The organism is Phocaeicola plebeius DSM 17135 (assembly GCF_000187895.1).
GTDB classification, from domain to species: Bacteria; Bacteroidota; Bacteroidia; order Bacteroidales; family Bacteroidaceae; genus Phocaeicola; species Phocaeicola plebeius.
In genome coordinates, this window is record NZ_DS990122.1 from 1 (window position 1) to 20,271 (window position 20,271).

The 20,271-nt window shown below is 46.3% G+C and carries 16 protein-coding genes and 1 rRNA gene; 7 read left to right on the forward strand and 10 right to left on the reverse strand.

The window, feature by feature from the left end; genetic code table 11:
* Positions 1–732, reverse strand: a 16S ribosomal RNA gene (locus BACPLE_RS04080); the annotation flags it as partial.
* A 1,103-nt stretch (positions 733–1,835) separates the two neighbouring features.
* Between BACPLE_RS04080 and BACPLE_RS04090 the strand changes: the two genes are divergently transcribed.
* From BACPLE_RS04090 to phnW, 3 genes are read left to right on the forward strand one after another with little or no spacing between them, the layout of a single operon-like run.
* A complete protein-coding gene (locus BACPLE_RS04090) occupies positions 1,836–3,203 on the forward strand; it encodes a DUF5690 family protein (protein ID WP_007559202.1) in 1,368 nt (455 codons plus the stop codon).
* Entirely contained in the window at positions 3,200–3,994 is a 795-nt protein-coding gene (gene phnX, locus BACPLE_RS04095; protein WP_007559204.1) for a phosphonoacetaldehyde hydrolase, read from the forward strand. The genes BACPLE_RS04090 and phnX overlap by 4 nt, the downstream gene beginning before the upstream one ends.
* Positions 3,995–4,027: 33 nt before the next feature.
* Positions 4,028–5,119, forward strand: a complete 1,092-nt coding sequence (phnW, locus tag BACPLE_RS04100) for a 2-aminoethylphosphonate--pyruvate transaminase (protein ID WP_007559206.1) — start codon at positions 4,028–4,030, stop codon at positions 5,117–5,119.
* Between the two features lie 180 nt (positions 5,120–5,299).
* Here phnW and BACPLE_RS04105 read toward each other — a convergent pair whose 3' ends face one another.
* Genes BACPLE_RS04105 through BACPLE_RS04125 form a run of 5 tightly spaced genes read right to left on the reverse strand, consistent with a single transcriptional unit; the run spans position 5,300 to position 11,006 of the window.
* Entirely contained in the window at positions 5,300–6,430 is a 1,131-nt protein-coding gene (locus tag BACPLE_RS04105; protein ID WP_007559207.1) for a porin, read from the reverse strand.
* Positions 6,427–7,626 (reverse strand): electron transfer flavoprotein subunit alpha/FixB family protein, encoded by a 1,200-nt coding sequence (locus BACPLE_RS04110; protein WP_007559209.1) that lies wholly within the window; start codon positions 7,624–7,626, stop codon positions 6,427–6,429. The genes BACPLE_RS04105 and BACPLE_RS04110 overlap by 4 nt, the downstream gene beginning before the upstream one ends.
* 4 nt (positions 7,627–7,630) lie before the next feature.
* Positions 7,631–8,413 carry an electron transfer flavoprotein subunit beta/FixA family protein gene (locus tag BACPLE_RS04115; RefSeq protein ID WP_007559211.1) on the reverse strand — a complete coding sequence of 261 codons (783 nt, stop codon included), beginning with the start codon at positions 8,411–8,413 and terminating at the stop codon, positions 7,631–7,633.
* A 54-nt stretch (positions 8,414–8,467) separates the two neighbouring features.
* Positions 8,468–9,694, reverse strand: coding sequence for an NAD(P)/FAD-dependent oxidoreductase (locus tag BACPLE_RS04120; RefSeq protein WP_007559213.1), 1,227 nt, complete (start codon positions 9,692–9,694; stop codon positions 8,468–8,470).
* Between the two features lies 1 nt (position 9,695).
* Positions 9,696–11,006 carry a DUF5690 family protein gene (locus BACPLE_RS04125; RefSeq protein ID WP_007559216.1) on the reverse strand — a complete coding sequence of 437 codons (1,311 nt, stop codon included), beginning with the start codon at positions 11,004–11,006 and terminating at the stop codon, positions 9,696–9,698.
* Positions 11,007–11,208: 202 nt separating this feature from the next.
* On the opposite strand from BACPLE_RS04125, the gene BACPLE_RS04130 reads away from it, so the two are divergent.
* Both BACPLE_RS04130 and BACPLE_RS04135 read left to right on the forward strand, forming a co-directional pair.
* Positions 11,209–12,099, forward strand: coding sequence for a hypothetical protein (locus BACPLE_RS04130; protein WP_007559218.1), 891 nt, complete (start codon positions 11,209–11,211; stop codon positions 12,097–12,099).
* A 48-nt stretch (positions 12,100–12,147) separates the two neighbouring features.
* Positions 12,148–12,678 carry a gamma carbonic anhydrase family protein gene (locus tag BACPLE_RS04135; RefSeq protein WP_007559220.1) on the forward strand — a complete coding sequence of 177 codons (531 nt, stop codon included), beginning with the start codon at positions 12,148–12,150 and terminating at the stop codon, positions 12,676–12,678.
* A gap of 76 nt (positions 12,679–12,754) precedes the next feature.
* Here BACPLE_RS04135 and BACPLE_RS04140 read toward each other — a convergent pair whose 3' ends face one another.
* Genes BACPLE_RS04140 through BACPLE_RS04150 form a run of 3 tightly spaced genes read right to left on the reverse strand, consistent with a single transcriptional unit; the run spans position 12,755 to position 15,918 of the window.
* Positions 12,755–13,789: a threonine aldolase family protein gene (locus tag BACPLE_RS04140; protein WP_007559222.1), complete on the reverse strand. Its 1,035-nt coding sequence runs from the start codon at positions 13,787–13,789 to the stop codon at positions 12,755–12,757.
* Between the two features lie 19 nt (positions 13,790–13,808).
* Positions 13,809–14,510: a response regulator transcription factor gene (locus BACPLE_RS04145; protein ID WP_040312437.1), complete on the reverse strand. Its 702-nt coding sequence runs from the start codon at positions 14,508–14,510 to the stop codon at positions 13,809–13,811.
* A gap of 10 nt (positions 14,511–14,520) precedes the next feature.
* The gene (locus BACPLE_RS04150) at positions 14,521–15,918 is read right to left on the reverse strand and encodes a sensor histidine kinase (RefSeq protein ID WP_007559227.1); all 1,398 of its coding nucleotides are present in this window, start codon (positions 15,916–15,918) and stop codon (positions 14,521–14,523) included.
* A 126-nt stretch (positions 15,919–16,044) separates the two neighbouring features.
* Here BACPLE_RS04150 and BACPLE_RS04155 point away from each other — a divergent pair, with 126 nt between their 5' ends.
* Positions 16,045–18,330 carry an outer membrane beta-barrel family protein gene (locus BACPLE_RS04155; RefSeq protein WP_040312438.1) on the forward strand — a complete coding sequence of 762 codons (2,286 nt, stop codon included), beginning with the start codon at positions 16,045–16,047 and terminating at the stop codon, positions 18,328–18,330.
* Positions 18,331–18,599: 269 nt separating this feature from the next.
* A complete protein-coding gene (locus BACPLE_RS04160; RefSeq protein ID WP_007559230.1) occupies positions 18,600–19,193 on the forward strand; it encodes a porin family protein in 594 nt (197 codons plus the stop codon).
* 90 nt (positions 19,194–19,283) lie between these two features.
* On the opposite strand, the gene BACPLE_RS04165 is transcribed toward BACPLE_RS04160, so the two are convergent.
* Positions 19,284–20,267: a Gfo/Idh/MocA family protein gene (locus BACPLE_RS04165; protein WP_007559232.1), complete on the reverse strand. Its 984-nt coding sequence runs from the start codon at positions 20,265–20,267 to the stop codon at positions 19,284–19,286.
* Positions 20,268–20,271: the final 4 nt, after the last annotated feature.

Below are 20,271 nucleotides of genomic sequence, written 5' to 3' on the forward strand. Positions count from 1 at the left end.
GTGTGCTGCCTTCGCATCGGAGTTCTTCGTGATATTCTAAGCATTCACGCTACACCACGAATCGCACACTCAACCGCACTCAAGGACGCAGTATCAACTGCAATTTTAAGGTTGAGCCCCAAACTTTCACAGCTGACTTAACGACCCGTCTGCGCTCCCTTTAAACCAATAAATCCGGATAACGCTCGCATCCTCCGTATTACCGCGGCTGCTGGCACGGAGTTAGCCGATGCTTATTCATAAGGTACATACAAGCTCCCACACGTGGGAGGTTTTATTCCCTTATAAAAGAAGTTTACAATCCGTAGGACCTTCATCCTTCACGCTACTTGGCTGGTTCAGACTCTCGTCCATTGACCAATATTCCTCACTGCTGCCTCCCGTAGGAGTTTGGACCGTGTCTCAGTTCCAATGTGGGGGACCTTCCTCTCAGAACCCCTATCCATCGTAGGCTAGGTGGGCCGTTACCCCGCCTACTACCTAATGGAACGCATCCCCATCGTACACCGATAAATCTTTAATGATGCTATCATGCAATCTCATCATACCATCAGGTATTAATCTTTCTTTCGAAAGGCTATCCCTGAGTGTACGGAAGGTTGGATACGCGTTACTCACCCGTGCGCCGGTCGCCGGCAATTGAAGCAAGCTTCAATCCCGCTGCCCCTCGACTTGCATGTGTTAAGCCTGTAGCTAGCGTTCATCCTGAGCCAGGATCAAACTCTTCATTGTAAAATATTTTCTTACTCTTTCGAGTATTGTTGTCTCTGTTCAGGAAACCGATTTTTTTTCATTTTCCTTGTTTCCAAGGGTTATTGACGGTTATCTTCCGTTCATCCCATATATACATTATATAAAGGACTACTTCTTGTACTACATCCTAGTCTGTTTATCTAAAGTCTTTCAAAGAACTATCTTTTCTCAAGCTCCCGTTTCAGCGGGAAAGCGTTTGCAAAGGTAAGGCGTTTTTTCGTAACCTCCAAATTTTTTCAAAGTTTTTTTTGAAAAAATTTTTCAGAAGGTTTCAAGAAGGCGTGCGGCTTACCCTTTCTCGCTCCCTTGCTCATCCGCAAGGTAAGATACTCGGTGCAGCATCCGGCACTCTCTTCCGTAGCCCCAGCTTTACTCAGTCTGTCATCTTCAGCGGCTCTCCCTCTCGAAAGCGGTTGCAAAGGTACAGACTTTTTCCTTTTCTGCAACTCTTATGGCACATTTTTTTGAAATATTTTTTCAGGGGTTTATCTAACTCACTGATTTACTTTATGCTATAAAGCATACTTTTTATTGCTATGTGGAAATCCGTGTGAAATACCCTACATTATATAATTCGTGCGTGCGCGTGCATGCGTGCGCGAACAGATGCAGGGAAAGTTTCACGAAAGGCTGAAAAAAACAGCTGCAAAGCCTGAAGCTGCGCACGGAATACGGAAAAAGGAACGGGATTTTTACACGGACAAAAAGGAACTTTTTACGTTTCCGTTACGAAAAACCTACGGTTCCGCAACGCAAAACGTACGGTTCGCACGGCGGAAACATACGTTTCGCCGAAGGAAAACATAAAAACAATGGAAACGTTACGAGATTTTCTACCCGAGGTTTGCAAAAAAATTGGCTCCCATATACATAAAACAACAAACAGGAAAAGGAATAAAGACTTTTTTCTACTCCTCAAATTACATTCGTGTAACGAATTTTACAAAGCTGTTTCATAAATATAATATTAATATGACATTATAAAGCATTATAAAAATCCGCTATTATACATCATAAATTAATTTTTTCAGATTCCTTCTCCCCGTAGCTTTGCCATCGAATTTAATGAATCTCACTAAAAAATGGAGCAAAGAAGCAAACATAAAAAATTATCGGATATTGCATTTGTCTTATGGGCCGGAACAACTGCCCTTTTATCTTATTCACTAGTATACGCACTTCGTAAACCATTTACCGCAGCAGAATTTGAAGGTCTGCAAATAATGGGAATGGATTATAAGATAGCAGTAAGTATCGTACAACTAATAGGCTATGTATTTGCCAAGCTTTTAGGAATCAAATACATTTCAGAATTAAAGCCAGAAGGGAGATTAAAGTTCATTATCGGATCGGCTGCACTTTCTGAAATTTCCTTATTAGCTTTTGGATTACTGCCAATTCCTTTCAATATTGTTGCCTTATTTTTCAACGGACTTTCATTAGGATGTATGTGGGGCGTGATTTTCAGCTTTTTAGAAGGAAGACGCACCACCGATTTTCTAGCCAGCATCATGGGAGTCAGCATGGCACTTAGTTCGGGAGTTGCCAAATCGCTCGGACTATACGCCCTGAATTCACTCCATGTCAGTGAGTTTTGGATGCCTGCACTCATCGGCGCCCTCGCATTCCCTCTATTATGCTTCACCGGATGGATGATGACCAAATTTCCGGCACCAACGGCAGAAGACATCGCTTCACGCTCCGTACGTGTCACCCTTAACGGTCAGCAACGATGGGAACTGTTCCGCAAATTCATGCCGCTGCTCATACTGCTATTCGGAGCCAACCTGCTTTTAACCGTGCAGCGCGACATCAAAGAAGATTTCATTGTCTGTATCATCGATGTGAGCACCGTATCCTCATGGGCATTCGCACAAATTGACAGCATCGCTACTTTCGTCATGTTGGCAGCCTTTGCCTTGCTTGCCACAACGTATAACCACCTGCGGGTGCTGTGCATACTGCTGATACTTTCCATCATGGGAATGGGTACACTTGCCTTCTTAGGAGCCAACTTCCACGAAGTAGCCTTGCCCACCACCATCTGGCTTTTCCTGCAAAGTCTCTGCCTGGACATTGCCTACCTGAGTTTCCAGACCATATTCTTTGAACGCTTCATCGCGTGCTTTAAAATCAAAGGTAATGTGGGCTTCTTCATCATCACCATCGACTTCATTGGCTACATGGGTACACTTGCTCTCCTGTTCTTCAAGGAATTCTATGCCTCACATATCCACTGGGCAGATTTCTACAACCAGATGAGCGTCTATATAGGCACCGCTTGCTGTATTGCCTTTGTCGGCTCGTTTATCTACATCCTTGTAGAAAAGAACCGGAAACGCAATACCCCGCAAACTCCTTCCAGCCACCATAAAGCGCTGGAAACCTCCAACCTCGAAAATCAAGAAATAACCAATACGAAAATTTGTTTAACAACTACTGCAATATGAAAAAGATTGAATGTGTAATTATGGACTGGGCAGGAACTGCCGTCGACTATGGATGTTTTGCACCTGTATCTGCTTTCATTGAAAGCTTCCGTGCAATAGGTATTGAAATCACAGCAGAAGAAGCACGCCGCCCAATGGGACTGACCAAGATTGATCACGTACGCGCGCTCTTTCAGATGACACGCATCGGAGAAAAATTCCAGGAAAAGTATGGCCGTCCGTACAACGAGAATGACGTACAGGGACGATACGCTGAATTCCAGCGGTTGCTTTTTGCCACGCTGAAAGAATACACCGGACCTATCTCTTATGTTATTGAAACTATTGACACACTTCGCCAGAAAGGAATCAAGATTGGCTCCACCACAGGCTACACCAAAGAAATGATGGATGTGGTCATTCCCGAAGCTGCTGCCAAAGGCTATAGCCCGGACAACTGCGTAACTTCCGACGGACTTCCAGCAGGACGCCCATATCCTTACATGATTTACAAGAACATGTGCGACCTTGCCGTGCCTTCACGTTTTTCGGTACTGAAATACGGAGATACCATTTCCGACATCAAGGAAGGACTCAACGCCGGAGTATGGACAGTGGGCGTAATTTTAGGAAGTAACGAAATGGGACTTACCGAAGAAGAAGTACAGGCACTTCCGGAAAAAGAACTGAAAAGCCGCATGAGTGAAGTAAGAAACCGCATGTATGCAGCCGGTGCTCACTATGTAGTGGACAGCATCAAAGAACTTCCCGCCCTGATTGAATGTATCAACGCCCGTATGGCAAACGAATAAATTTATCACGTAAACATAAAAAAACAACAAGATATGAGACCTTATTTATTACTGACTCCCGGCCCTCTGACCACAAGTGAAACCGTAAAACAAGCCATGATGAGTGACTGGTGCACATGGGATGAAGATTACAACGTAGGAATAGTAGAAGTTATCCGCAAAGAACTGGTAGAACTGGCCTGCAGCCGTCCTGAAGAATATACCGCCGTTCTGATGCAAGGAAGCGGAAGTTTCTGCGTAGAAGCTACACTTGGCTCAGTGATACGTCCTGAGGATCATCTGCTGGTAGCAGCCAACGGAGCCTACGGAAAACGTATGGGAGTCATTGCCGAATATTATCACCTGAACTGCCATGTAATGAAGTTTGAAGAAACTCAGGCAGTCGATCCGGCACAGATTGAAGCTTATCTGCAGGCACATCCGGAGGTAACCCACGTGTCAGTGGTACATTGCGAAACTACCACCGGCGTACTGAATCCCATCGAAGAAATTGCCCGCATCGTAAAAAAACATCATAAGGTACTGATTGTAGACGCAATGAGCAGTTTCGGCGGAGTACCCATCGACATGGCTGCATTAGGAATTGACTTCATGATCAGCAGCGCCAACAAATGTATCCAGGGAGTACCAGGATTCGGATTTATCATTGCCCGTCGCTCCTTACTTGAGCAGTGCAAAGGCGTAGCACGTTCCTTGTCTCTCGACTTATACGACCAATGGGAAACCATGGAGAAAGGACATGGCAAATGGCGTTTTACCTCACCTACGCATGTGGTACGCGCTTTCATGCAAGCCATGAACGAACTGAAAGAAGAAGGAGGAGTTGCCGCACGTCATGCCCGTTACAGCGAAAATCACCGCGTGCTGGTAGAAGGAATGAGAAGCTTAGGATTCAAGACTCTGCTTCCCGATGAAGAACAGTCGCCCGTTATTACTTCCTTCTATTATCCGAATGCGGAATTCAACTTCAAAGACTTCTATACCAAGCTGAAAGCAAAAGGATTTGTGATTTATCCGGGTAAAATCTCACAAGCGGATACCTTCCGTATCGGTAACATTGGAGATGTACACCCCGATGATTTCCGCCAGCTGATTGAAGCAATCAAAGAAATACAATTGCAGTAATTGTGTATAATGAGCAACGTATTGTTGCTGTCTTTATCCCTGTATTCTTCCCTTTCCGAAGCGGAAAATACAGGGATTTTTATTGTCTTTCCTCTTTAAAATCAGTACTAAAAATACCCTATAAAAAATGCCTTTGTGTTTTGGTTGGAACACAAAGGCATTTACAAACAAACGAATTAATTAGAAAATATATTGAAGACGAGCCTGAGCCAAGAAAAAGTTTTTCTGGTAGAATGCATTGCAATGCGAGCCAACCCACACATAACTACCGTTTATCTTGACCCCAATATACTGGTTCAAATAAAAATTTACTCCCAATGACAAATCCTTTTCTTCTCCCCCATAAATTTCAGCCCGATCATCGTTCATATCCGTATAATTGAAACGGGCTACCAACTCTATGGCCTTGGCAGTAGACGGACGCCCAGGAACACCATACTTCGCATCGTATTCAAAGCCCCTTCCCTTCAACAGAAAACCACCCTGTATATATCCTCCATGCGGACGGTAAGCCTTCTCGCCTGAAGTGCGATTCATACGGTCGAAAAAATACTCCGCTTGCACCATAAAGCGAGGAGCCAGATACAAGGCTTCCACTAGTCCTTTCACCTCCGTACCCATATCGGGGAAAGAAGCTTCCAGCAGCGGTTCCGAGAATAATGAAGTCACCCCGTCACTACTTACGCTACCTTCAGGAGAAGCAGAAGTATTTACTTCCTTAGTGCGGAAAGAGAAAGCTCCTCCCACATGCCACAGTCTCTCCTGTTGTGAATCCGAGCAACGCCATACCGCACGAGAAGTAGACACAAATGCATTTTTCTGTGTATCCCCTAATTTATTGATGTCATTATGTGTATAAACTCCCATACAAAACAAATAATGAGGTGCATGATAATAATAGGTAGCCCCCAGTTTCCGGCTGTTGGTATAAGCCAGAACGGAGGCTGCGGACTGATTAAAACGTAAATCGGCTGTACTGATGAGCATATCCATTGAAAACGGCTCGTACCCGTTACCGAAGGAGACGGTGTGATTTCCCCAGTGATAGTTCAGCAGCAAATCCTTTATTGCTACTTTTCCACCCCCTAATCCCACATCCGCTTTTACCTCGTATTGACCGTAAGTGGCTTTGAAACCCACCCGGAAATCTTCCACCCGATAATATCCTTGCGTACTTTCTTTTCCATAACCGGAAACAGAAGTATCCAGCAATGCCCGGGAGCGGAACTTCACTTTCAATGTTTCCTGAGCCGTCACATTCATCCCGACACAAAGGCACAGAGCCAGACAGGCAGAAACCGTCTTTTTCATTTATCACCCTGCATTAATTGCACAATAGCCTCCTCCGCAGACATAACCCAGCCGTAATCTGCCACATTAAAAATAGGTGCTGCCGCATCCGGATTAATGGCGATAATCTTCTTGGCTCCGGTAATGCCCGCCGTATGCTGAATCTGCCCGCTGATACCTATGGCAATGTATACATCCGGCAAAACGGTATGGCCAGTCTGGCCTATCTGCATTTTAGCATCAATCAATCCGGCTTCTACGGCCGCACGAGAACCGGCCACGACCGCTCCTATGCGTTCCGCCCATTGGCGTATCTGCGCCACGGTTTCATGCTTCTTTACTCCTCGTCCTATTCCCACAATCACCTTGCTGTCACTCAGAGATTCTCCTCCGATGGTTTCTTCCATCTCACTCAGCAAACGTACACGTCCGTCGGGCACAAATGACGACAAGTCGTGTGCTATGACTTCAGCCTTTTTAGCGCAATCCGGTTGTAACGCTTTCATGATACCCGGACGCACCGATGCCATCTGCGGACGGTGGTTGGGAGTGGTAATGGTCGCCATCAGATTTCCACCAAAGGCCGGACGTATCTGGTGCAGTAACAATGTATCCGCATCAATATCCAGTTGCGTACAATCGGCCGTCAACCCCGTTTGCAACAAGGCCGCCAGACGGGCAGAAAGTCCACGTCCTTTGGGAGTAGCTCCTACCAACAAGATTTCCGGCTGTAACTCTCGGACAAGCTGTGCCACGACCTCTGCATAATTTTCTTCTACAAATGCTTCCAGCTTTTCCGATTCCAGTAAATGAATCCTGCAAGCTCCATAACGTTCCAATTCCGGAACGAAACGCTGCAGTTTATTTCCTGCCAGCACTACCTCCGGCATCTGGCCCAACTTTTCACCTAATTCAGTTGCCTTTCCCAACAATTCACGGGTGACCGGTGCCAGTTCATCTCCTTCCGTTTCGGCCAGAACCCATATTCCTTTTGCAGAGACAGCAGGCTGAGCTACTGGACTGACCGCTTCCTGCATGTCCCAAGCCTCAGCCGGACAAGCCTGCACACATGTGCCGCACAAACGACAGCTGTATGGATCGACTTCAGGGTATTCATTAAATTGTATGGCGCCGAACGGACAGCTATCCGCACAAATACCACACTGCGTACATGCATCTCTTCGCAACTGAAGAGCAAACGTATCTTTGATTGCCATAATTTTATTTCTTCTGAGAGTGAATATTCTGATAGATTACCTGCATGACTGCTGCTCCATCGACCAGCCATTGCAACGACTTTTTATTTTGAGGAACCTCCGTAGACACCACCTTGGTGGGAGAAGCATGCAAACCGACACTTCCAGCATCCAAGTTCAGGTCTTTCTCATTCCAACATGTTATCACTTTTTTCTGGGCCTCTCTCCATCCCGCCAGCGTAGGAGGAGCCACTTCTCCGTTTTCCTTACTTACCATCACGGCACAAGGGAAAGCAATTTCCATTTGCTGACATACGTTGCCCGCTCTTTTGGCAAGCCAGATGGAAGACGGAGTGATACCCTCTATGCGTATCAGTTGTGTAACCTGAGGAATCCCCAGCTGTCCGGCCACTTCCGGTCCTACTTGTGCCGTATCTCCATCAATAGCCATACGACCGAAAAACAGCAAATCGAACGTTCCTATTTTTTGAACGGCTGCAGCCAATACTTTACTGGTACACCAGGTATCACTTCCTGCAAAAGCCGGCGATGAAAGTAAGACAGCACGGTCGGCTCCATGCTGCAAAGCTTCGCGTAACACGGTCTCCGCAGAACCGGGTCCCATACTTACCGCTACCACTTCGGCCTGAGTTTCTTTTTTCAGATTCAATGCAGCCTGCAATGCACACAAATCATCCGGATTTGTCTGGCAAAGAGCTGAAGAACGTTTTAATGTATTCGTCACCGGGTCTATCTCCACCCGCGTAGACTGAGGTACTTGCTTCAAAAAAACTATATATCGTTTCATTTCTATGCGATTAAATCATATTTATAAATTGACGAGGAATACACACACCCTGTCTTATCCTCCTTTTTTATTGGAACGTGCGTCGGCACAGCGCTGCTGGAATTCAGCAGAAAAAGGATCGACCTCTCCAAAGCGTTCTGGAGAGAACAATTCCGGATTCACAAACGGCGTTTCTCCTAAAATCAGTTCGGCAGCCAGACGGCCCATGCCACCTCCGGCAGCGACTCCACCTCCGCAGCATCCGGTCACCGTATGCAATCCTTTGTAACGTGCTACCGGACCAATAATGAATTTTGCATCCGGCACATAGCAGGAAGGTCCAGACATATAGTGTGCAATCGGGAGGTCGTCAATATCTTTCAAATACTTTTTCAACAGCGGGGCACATTCATCCAGCACAGTCCACTTTGCCGCCTTATTAAAATCGAAATCCTCCAGCTTTTCAGTCAATGTAGAAGGGTCAAAAGCCTGGCACTGGCTTTCGCGCAGACCGATAATCAAGGCCCCCACATCGGAACGGGTAAAGGCACGTGCATCCGGAATGACCGTAAACGGATGATTGGCAGGGAAGCGTGTAGCATCAATGGAAGTAATCCAGAAATGGCTTCTTACAGGAGTAAACGGTAAACCGACTTTCAACGGACGCATTAGCAAATTAGCCCATGAACCAGCTGCATTTACTACCACCGGAGCCGTTACCGTTTCTCCGGTTGCCAGTCTGACACCTTTCACCTCAGCATCTTCCACCAGAATTTCCTTTACCTTACAATTTGAACGTAAAGTTACTCCCAGCTTACGGGCAGCTTTGGCATAACCCGAACAAAGAAGTGCTGAATCAATGAACGCATCCGTCGGCATATAAAGTGCCACATCTACCGCTTCCTCCTCAATCCAAGGAAGTAATTCCTTTACCCGTTCCTTTCCAATCCGTTCATTGGGTATTCCAAAACGGCAGGCCGCTTCTTCCAACGCCTCCAAGCCTTTCAAAGAAGCTTCTGATGAAGCAATTGTAATACTTCCGCACATCTGGAGTTCCAGCGACTCATCTAAAAGAGATTCTATCTCCTCGATACAATCGTATGTTTCCTGTACCAGCTCCATCAATGCCGGTTTAGTACGAGCACGCGTCAGGAGACAAGCCGCACGGGCCGATGCCTGAGAGGCAATTTCATTTCCGTCCAGCAACAGGATATTCCCTGCATGACGTTTCGCCAGCTGATATGCGGTAGCACATCCCAGCAGTCCGCCTCCTATAATAATAATGTCATAATCTTGTTTCATCTTAAATCGTATTATATTGAGGGTTTATATAAAAATCTGTATTCTTGAGTTTCAAGCCTTGCATATACTTCCGGTGAATCAGGATGCTGGCCACAATAAACAGAATCGAACAAGTGGCTCCTACAAAACCGGCTATATGGTTGAACAAGGCAAACCATTCCAACTCGATGTTCAGGAATTCCTTGGTAGAAAGTAAGGTTACCGTACCCAGATACCCGATAAAATCAATTAGTGCAATAAAGAATCCCACATTTCCCTTAATGCGAAAACAAGCAATAAAACGGTCGAAGAAAATGGTCTGGAAAGTCAGATAAGCTATGTAAAGCGACAAACTTTGGATAAACAGCCAGGTGACCGGTTTCAAGTCCAGCGTTTCATAATGGAAAGACACGTATGTCATGGTCAGACATCCGGCTATTACCAGCGTCATCAGCCACAACAGCGCTCTGATATTACTACGGAAAAATGCAAACAAGGCAAATATTCCCAAAATAATCAATGTGACAATGGTATCAATGCGGGCAAACAACCAGGAAGACTGATTGCTCATATCCAAAATGTTCACCAGGAAATCTTCTTTAATATCACGTAAGACCAGCAACATGAAGTTACCGATGAAAAGCAGCGTAAGAATCGGAGCATATTTCCGGAACAAAGCCACACGTCCTTTTCCATCAAGCACTACCCGCTCGTTACGCAACGCAATATCTTCTGCCGTAGGCTGGGGCAAACGTTTCAGCATATATCCCATAAAGACCAGCAAAGGCAAGGCAAAACCTCCGATTACTGCCGGCATCCAGAATTGGTCTATCTGCATTTCATTCATGGCAAACAAGCCAAAGCTTTTTGCAACTCCCGAGCTGAACACCATGCTCACCCCGAGTAGACTGGCCAAGATGTCCGTCACCTTCCGTCCTTCGATAAAACTGAAAATCACTCCCCACATACAACCTAATGAAAGTCCGTTGACAAACATGGCAGCCACATTATAAGGTGCTTCCAAAAGCCCGAAGCCTACCAAAGCCAGTTCTGCCAAAATCGCAGAACCAACGAAGAACCGAAAGCGATTTTCCTTCTTCAGTTCCGATATAATTTTTATTCCAAAGAACTTGGCAATGACATATCCTAAAATCTGGATAGTAGTCACCGCTACCTTATAGTCACTTCCCATAAAAGTCAGCCCCTCGAACGAAGCAGCCGTGTACGGTTTACGTAACGCATACACCAGGGAATAAGAGAGCAATGCCGCACCACCGGCCCAAAGTATCAGCAGTGCATCAGATAAATGTTTTTGATTGGTTGTCTGTTTCATATTCGTATCACATTCGTTTCATTTTCTGCGGCAAAGCTATCACAGACCAAAATCTGAAAGAATTAATTTATCATGTATAATAGAGGGGCTGTTTGAGGGCTGTATAATGTCATATTAATATGATGATTATGACATATTTTTGTAAAGAATGACATACCGTTGTAACAACTATGACGTATCTTTGCTGCAAACCTCATCATCTATGAACAGACTGGTATTACTTTATGAAAGAATGAAAAAGCTCCGGGAATCGGGCGTCAGAATGAAAGACATTTCAGAAGAAACTGATATTGCTTCAAGTGTATTGTCCTCGCTGTATTCTTCTGTCCTTCCTATGTATGTAAACCTGCTTTCCGGAGGAGATGACCCCGAAACGGCACTGGACAAGGCTTTGCAACAAGTCAATAATGTTTCCAAACGTAAATTGTTAGGATGCCTGGATGAACTGTATGAAAAAGTCTGCCACATCGAACCGCGTCTTGTTTCTTCCAAGAACAGCGGACGTCCTTTCCTGGATGACATCGAACGGGAAGCCATCAAGTACCTGCCCAATGCCGGAGTCTATACAGGATTGTACCTGGCCTATAGTTCCTCTTCTTTCTCAGACGGCCTGAAAGTAGAGCCTTACATGATTACTTCCATCACCGACGGTGAAACCCTGCCTAAAGTTTACAGCCAGAGTATGTCGGGCGATTATTATGCCGGCATCGGACTGTTTTCGCCATTTCAAATAGGATACCTGATGTTCAATGAACAGAAACGCCTGCAACTGGCGCTGAAGGTTATCTATCTGCAACTGCCTATCATCGAATATCCCAACCTGGTAAAGGGCATTTACCTGACTCACGACTACAACCGGAATCCGATAGCACGCCGCATTCTGTTTGTCAGACAAGGAGATGAAATTCCTCTGGAAGAATTTGCCAACCTGCGCACCAAAGTCATTCCCAGAGAAAAGCTGACTCCGGAAGAAGCTGACTACTATGACTATACCTGTCACACTGGAGACGTAATCAAAAGCATGATGCTGGTCTCCCCCGATAAAAACATAGAGGACCTGAAACGGGAAAAAAGAATTCTGGAGCTTCTTTGATATTCAGAAAAATCCGCTAACTTAGCCCCTCTTAAAAATGATTTACCTATGGCACTTATCAAATCAGTAAGAGGGTTTACTCCTCAAATCGGTGAGAATTGTTATCTGGCCGACAATGCCACCATCATCGGCGATGTAATAATGGGAAAGGATTGCAGTGTTTGGTTCAATGCAGTTCTCCGCGGAGATGTAAACTCTATCCGTATCGGCGACCGTGTGAACATTCAGGACGGTACCGTGCTTCATACGTTATATGAGAAATCAACCGTAGAAATAGGCAATGATGTATCCATCGGCCACAACGTGACACTTCACGGAGCTTGTGTGCACGACAATGCCCTGATTGGAATGGGGTCTACCCTGCTCGACCATGCCGTAGTAGGTGAAGGAGCCATCGTAGCTGCCGGCGCACTGGTACTTGCCAATACCGTCATTGAACCGCACACGCTTTGGGGCGGCGTACCTGCCAAGTTTATCAAGAAAGTTGACCCTGCACAGAGCAAGGAACTGAATCAGAAAATTGCCAACGGATATCTGATGTATGCTTCCTGGTTCAAAGAGGAAGAAACCGAGAAATAAAAAACAGCCTCGCAAGGTTTACGGCATTCGATTCCGTAAGTATTGCGAGGCTGTTCCTTTTTATCTTTACCTAAGATTACTTGTTTTTCAACTCTTCCAGCAATTCAGCCACATCTTCTTCACGTGTAGCCCAACTGGTCGCGATACGTACCACTGTCGTACCGTCAGCACGTTTTTCCCATACCTCAAAGCCTATACGCTGTGCCAGTTTCTCGTACAAGCTATTTTCAAGCTTTACAAACAACTGATTGCTCTGCGGACGAATGTAAAATGTATAACCGTTTGCTTTCAATCCTTCCACAATCCGGTCAGCCATATCAATGGCATGACGGGCAATTTTCAGGTACAAGCCATCTGTAAACAAGGTATCAAACTGCAAACCTAACAGACGCCCCTTGGCCAACAACACGCCCCGTTGCTTGATAATCGTATCAAACTGACGAATCAGTCCGGGCTGCGGAATTACGACCGCCTCGCCAAACAAGGCTCCGACCTTGGTTCCGCCAATATAGAAAATATCACACAAAGAAGCGATATCTTTCAAAGTCACATCCGTATCCCGTGCCGCCAGTCCGTAACCCAGACGAGCCCCGTCGAGGAACAACGGAATCTTATGCTTACGGCACACGGCAGACAAAGCCTTCAGTTCATCCAGCGTGTAAAGTGTACCGTATTCCGTAGGATGCGATATATATACCATTCCCGGAGCCACCATGTGATCCCAGCTCGGGTCCTGGTAGAAAGCCGTCACATAACGGTCTACTTCTTCCGCATCCAACTTTCCTTCATGGTGAGGCAAAGCCAGCACTTTATGTCCTCCTGCTTCCACCGCCCCGGCTTCATGCTGGTTGATATGACCCGTTTCTGCTGCAATCACTCCCTCATACGGACGAAGCAAGGCCGTAATGACCGTGGAATTGGTCTGTGTACCTCCCACCATAAAATGTACTTCTGCCTGCGGGCATCCGCAAGCTTCTGCAATTTTCCGGCGAGCCGATGCACAATACTCATCCGTGCCATAGCCCGAAGTTTTCTCCATGTTCGTCTGGCACAAGCGCTCCAAAATCAGCGGATGCGCTCCTTCCATGTAATCACTTTTAAAATATTGCATATTCGTTTTGTATTTTAAATTAGACTTTTTCTTCCAACATCAAACCCACTCCCTTCACAGTCTTCAGTTCCACCGTATCATCGGCCACTAACAGTTTGCGCAAGCGAGACACGAATACATCCAAACTGCGCGAAGCAAAATAATCTTCCTCCGTATTCCATAGACGCGACAAGATGACTTCCCGCCGCACGACCTGTCCCTTGTGTTCACACAACATACGAAGCAAATCGGCTTCCCGCACCGTCAGTATACGTTCTTCTCCGCCTTTCTGTTTCCATACGCCACGCACCGTATCAAAGGAGAACAGTTTCCCGATGGGTACCTCCCGGACCTCTTTCTGCGCCGATACCCCTCGCGTCAGTTTCAGCAATGCCGTGATATGTGCATGCAGTTCCTCGGCCAAAAATGGCTTTTTGACATAGTTATTCACACCCAGTTCATAACCTTTCACCACATCTTTCGGTGACACACGCCCGGAAGTAAACAAGATGGGTACATGCTCATCCTGTTCCCGGATAAGCCGTACCATCTCATATCCGTCCATTACCGGCATCTCAATGTCGGCTACGATGACATCCGGCTGCTGTGCCTTCCATACGGCCAGTCCTTCCTCGCCATTGGATGCCGTCAGCACCTGATACCCTCCAATCATATCCTCCAAACCACCCTGAATGATATAACACAGATTCGCGTCATCTTCCACCAACAACAATTTGATTATCTCTTCCATTTCACTGTTCCTCTTTTTTATTCTCCAGGGCACTCTCCGGAGGAAAAACCAAGGTAAACCGACTGTATTCCCCCTCCATGCTTTCCAACGTAACCCGTCCGCCGTGCGCTTCCATAATCCGAAGCACATAATTCAGTCCCAGTCCGAAACCAGATACTCCACCGGAACGACTGCGTTCACTGGCTGCCGCCCGTTCGTATTTCTCAAAAATCTTCCGCTGGTCTTTCAACGGAATACCGAAACCATTGTCGGCCACCGTTACACAGACCGTTCCATCCGCTTTCCGTTCCGAAAGAAATGTAATTTCCACGGCTTCGTCCGAATATTTCAATGCATTGTCTATCAAATTACTGAGCGCTTCCCTCAGAAATTCCTCATCTGCCCAAACCACATCTTCCTGCAAGTTCCATACAAACGCAACCTGCTTAGCAGTTTTTGCCTTATACTTCTCCGCCAAATCCTCCAGAATCGGGCGTAGCAGACAATCCGTCTGTTGCAATTTCAATGCATGATTCTCCAGTTTGGAAAGCGTCAGTACCTTGTTGGTCAACGCCAGCAGATGCTCTCCTTCCTCTTTCACAATCCGGAAATACCGTTCCTTCTTTTCCGGCTGTCCGTCCAAACGTCCGCTTTCCAGAATCTCTGTTCCCATCAGAATAGAACTTAACGGAGTCTTCATGTCGTGAATCATGGCATACGAAAAGTCCTCTCTCACCTTGGCTATCTTGTCCTGCCGGATAATGACACGAATCTGATACACAATACAGATAATAACCAGTACCATAATCAGCACCGTGGCAATCAACAAGAGGGTCATACGCTGGAAAATCACCCAGTAAGGATTCAGAATCACCCCTTGCAGATAGCGGGTATATGCCTTATTTATAGGTACCATCCTTGTTCTCAAGTATTTTTGTCCTTCCAGTTTTGCCTGTGGAGAGGATGCCCGCAACACATTACCTAACGAATCCGTCACACAAGTCGACACCTTGGCCGGGATACCGACCGAATCCAGCATGTGGGCATAAATAGAATCCAGATTATGCAAGGACACATCTATCTTGAACGTATTCGATACCCCTTCCTGTATGGCGATGAACACAGCCGATTCAATAAACTGACGTGTTTCCGGAGTTGGAGTCTGTGTTTCGTCATCCTCCACGTCCTCATTCAGGTCAAACCGATACGTGTACGTGGAATCCTTCTTCCCATGCAACTCTTTCCAAAGGCCTATCCGATCAAAAGCCTCCTTAAGTGCCGCATCCTTAAAAAGCTCATGGCTCTGCCGCATGACGTTCTCACGGGTCAGCTTGTAAGTGTTGACCAGCCAGACATACTGTAGTTCGACAATTGCAATCAGTCCCACTACCGCAATCCAGCGAATGTGTTTCATCTTCATAAGCGTATATTCTTCACGTAAACGAAAGACGTTAACGTAGCGTTAACCTTGCCTTAACCCAAAAAGCGAAACGGGCTTTTTAGTTTTGCAGTGTCAAAGATAATGAAAGATAAAGACACGAACGATATGAAAAAGTATTTTTTAGTGAGCATCTTGTTACTGCTCGGTACGATGCTCGGAACAGCCACCGCACAAACCATTTCAGGCAAAGTTACCGACCCTTCCCGTCAACCTATTGACGGGGCTACGGTCGTGCTCCAGACACCCGATTCCATATTTGTAGAAGCTACCATTACAAATGCTGACGGTACTTTCCTGCTGAATCACCAGCCGGCACACTATCGTCTGCTGTTCCAACACCTGCTATATGAACCGCAGGAGAAAGAAGGCACAGGGACCGATGCCGGCACGTTTACACTGCAACCGAAAGACTACGCACTTCAGGAAGTCGTGGTACAAGGCGAACGCCCGCTGGTCACTGTGGAAGGCAGCCGACTGACCTATGACATGCCGCAACTGACCTCCCAACGGCTGGTCACCAACGCGTACGAAGCCCTAAAACAGCTTCCGGGCGTTATCGAACAGAACGATGTACTGACACTGGCCGGAGCAGGCGGAGTCAGCCTGCTGCTGAACGGACGTCCCTCGTCAATGACCTACGAACAACTCATCACTCTCTTAAAGGGTATGCCGGCCTCGCGCGTGGAAAAAGCGGAAGTGATGTACAGCGCTCCTCCGCAATACCACGTGCGCGGTGCGGCTATCAACCTCGTACTGAAAGGATATAAACCCGGCGAAGGAGGCTTGCAAGGAGAAGTCAACGGTGAATATAAACAGCAGAAGGAAGCCGGGGGCAACGGAGGCGTCACACTGGCCTATACCTCTCCTAAAATTGACTTCGATTTCATGTACAATCTTCAGAGCAACTATACCCGTGGCTACATTGATTTCATCGCCCGTCATACGGTGAAGGAGCAGGTATATGATGTGAATCAGGTGACGGACAATGAAGGACGTAGCCTGACGCACACCCTGCGCGCCGGAGGGACGTATAAATTTGATAAAGACAACTCGCTGAACTTGTCCTATACCACCCAGTTCAGTCCGGACAAAACCGGCGACAGCCATTCCAACGGGAATATTTCCGAATCATTCAATCATTCCCAGGCTCACCATCAGATGCACAATGCCGCATTGTATTATACCTCCGGATTCGGATTTCAGGTAGGAGCCGACTACACGTATTTTACCTCGACCGATACGCAAAACTTCTTCGACCGAAGTTCGGAAGAGGTAGAAACCCGCTTCATAAGCTGTTCCGGCCAGCACATCGACCGCTGGAAAATCTATGCCGACCAGCACCACACACTGCCACAAAACTGGACCCTGAACTACGGGACTTCTTTTACCTACGTCAACAACCGGAACACCCAAAACTATGATTTGCCGGAAATGCAAGGCAACAACCTGCACAGCCGTATCCGTGAATACACCTATAACGTCTACGCCGGATTCGACAAGCCGTTCAACTCCCAATGGACCCTGAGTGCCTCTGCCACATTGGAATACTACCAGATGCAAGATTACCGGAAATGGGCTGTCTACCCCACTCTCCAGTTGAACTACATGCCGTCTGCCTCACACATTCTCCAGTTGTCTTTCAGCTCTGACAAGACTTATCCCGATTACTGGACACTGAGTGGCGCCACCAGCTACCTGAACGGTTACAACGAAAGTCTGGGCAACCCATTCCTTCGTCCCTACACCGATTACAACGTCGATCTGACTTACATCCTGAAAAGTAAATACATCTTCCAGGCAAGTTACAGCTATACACCCGACTACTTCATGCAGACCGTCTACCTGGATTCCAACCGTCTGAAAGCCATCTACAACTGGCAGAACTGGGATTACACTCAGGACCTTTCTTTCACCGCTATTCTCCCTTTCAAGGCAGGAAGCTGGTGGGACAGCCGTCTTACCCTGCAGGCTACCTTGAAACACGACAAAGCCAGTGTATATTACGATGCACCTTTCAATCAGAAGCAATGGGTCGGCGTAGGACACTGGACACATACCTTCCAGCTATGCCGCCAGCCTAACCTGAAAATGGAGGTTACCGCTTTCGGACAAACCCAATCCATACAAGGCAGTTACGACATTCAACCTGTGGCCTTCGTAGATGCAGCCCTGCGCTATACCTTTGCAAAGGACAAAGCTATGCTTCAACTGAAAGGACGTGATTTATTCAATACGATGAACCCCAAGACAGAAGTCCGGAACGGCGCGCAACATCTCGACATGAATACCAAAAGCTACATGCAGAGCATTACCCTTTCGTTCAGCTATCGCTTTGGCGGCTACAAGAAAAAAGAAATGAAGGAAGTAGATACCTCACGATTTGGGAATTAAAAAAACAGACTCTCTCCAATAATAAGGACAAAGAATTAATCAACAAAGAAATCCTTATCTTTTACGTTTCTCACCGCGAAGCCCTATGTTTTTCTTATGGGAAACATAGGGCTCTGCCATGAAAAACATACAGTTCTGACACAGAAAACTTAAAAGGTCTTTTTGTCTAATAATAAATATTCCGAGATAAATTACACTTTTCTGCTAATACCCTCTTTTTTATTTCCAATTAATATCTACCTTTGCAGAAACTCTAAACGAAACAAGATATGAAGAAGTTATTATCTACACTGATGGTAATTGCCTGTCTGGCACTTGCCATTCCGGCACAAGCCCAAATAAAATTTGGAGTAAAAGCAGGTTTGAACGTTTCCAAACTGCATCTTTCTGAGAATATAGTTAGTAAAGACAACAGAGCTGGATTCTTTGTGGGTCCGACTGCAGAATTCACATTGCCACTTTTGGGATTAGGTATTGACGGTTCTGTATTATACAACCAGTTCGGCGTAGACTCAGAAGAAGGAACTTCTACAAAGAAGAGCATTGAAATTCCTATCAACCTGAGATGGACTGTCGGATTCAGTAGCCTGGTAGGTGCATACGTAGCTGTAGGTCCTCAGTTTGGATTCAATATAGGTGACCGCTGGTTTAATTCTATCGACAATGTATGCGAATTCAAGAAAAATACGACTAGCTTCAATGTCGGTGCAGGTTTGAAACTCCTTGGCCATTTGCAGGTAGGTGCCAACTACAACTTCGCTCTAAAAGACAATGGAAAAATACATGATGGTGACATAGAAGATTTGGCCACTATCGGTTTCAAACAAAATACTTGGCAAGTTTCTGTTGCTTATCTATTCTAAAAACACATAGAAAACCATAAAAAACCTCCTTTCAGGTGATATAGAATATTCACTTTGAAAGGAGGTTTCCTTTTTTATCATACAGACCGTTTATTCGTTATCGCAAGGATACACTACTCCCCATTCCCGGCGAAGTGCATCCATCTGCTGCATGATGCGGAGTGTCTCGGCATGCGGCATGTAAGGCGATTCCAGCCAGCCTTTTTCAATTGCTTCCAATGAAGCGTACACCTGATACTCATAGCCTGTAATCTGTTGCGGGACATTGTATACGGCTACAGTCTGATAATTCGTATCCAGCACTTTGACCGACTGCGGATTGTTGATGTTTTCTACTATCAAATGACCTTTATCTCCCGAAATGATACCCATGCGATCGGTAGCGGCATGAATGCTTACCTGCAAGGCAGCCATCTTGCCATCCTTATACAGCAACGTAATATTTTCCTGTGCATCCACTCCTGTATCCGTTTTCTGGCAGACGGAATGCACGGAAGCTACTTCCTTTCCGAAATACATGGCAGCAAAGTTGAGCAGGTACACACCCAAATCGAGTAAGGCACCGCCCGCCAGTTCCGGACGCAAAATACGTTCCTTCCGGTCAATTACATACCCTAAATTGGCCGATAAAATATGGGGCGTGCCTATCACTCCTTCTTCTAATAGCTCACGAATCTTCAACGAAAGTGGCATGTAACGGGTCCAGATGGCTTCGGTCAGGAAAACTTTCTTCTCTTCAGCCAGATTCAGCAGGTCGGCTGCCTGGCGGGCATTGGCTGTAAAAGCCTTCTCACACAGCACCGGCTTTCCTTTCTCAATACACAAGCGGGCATTGTCATAGTGCATGGCATGAGGAGTAGCAATATAAATCAAATCCACTTCCGCATCGGAAGCCAGTTCTTCATAACTCCCGTAAGCCTTCGCAAACTGCCATTTCTCGGCAAAAGCCTTTGCCTTTTCTACCGTGCGCGAAGCCACGGCATAGCGTTTCACTCCTTTCATTCCTCCAAGCGTGGCTGCCATCTTTGCCGCAATGCTACCACATCCGATGATTCCAATATTGTAAATTTTCATTTTG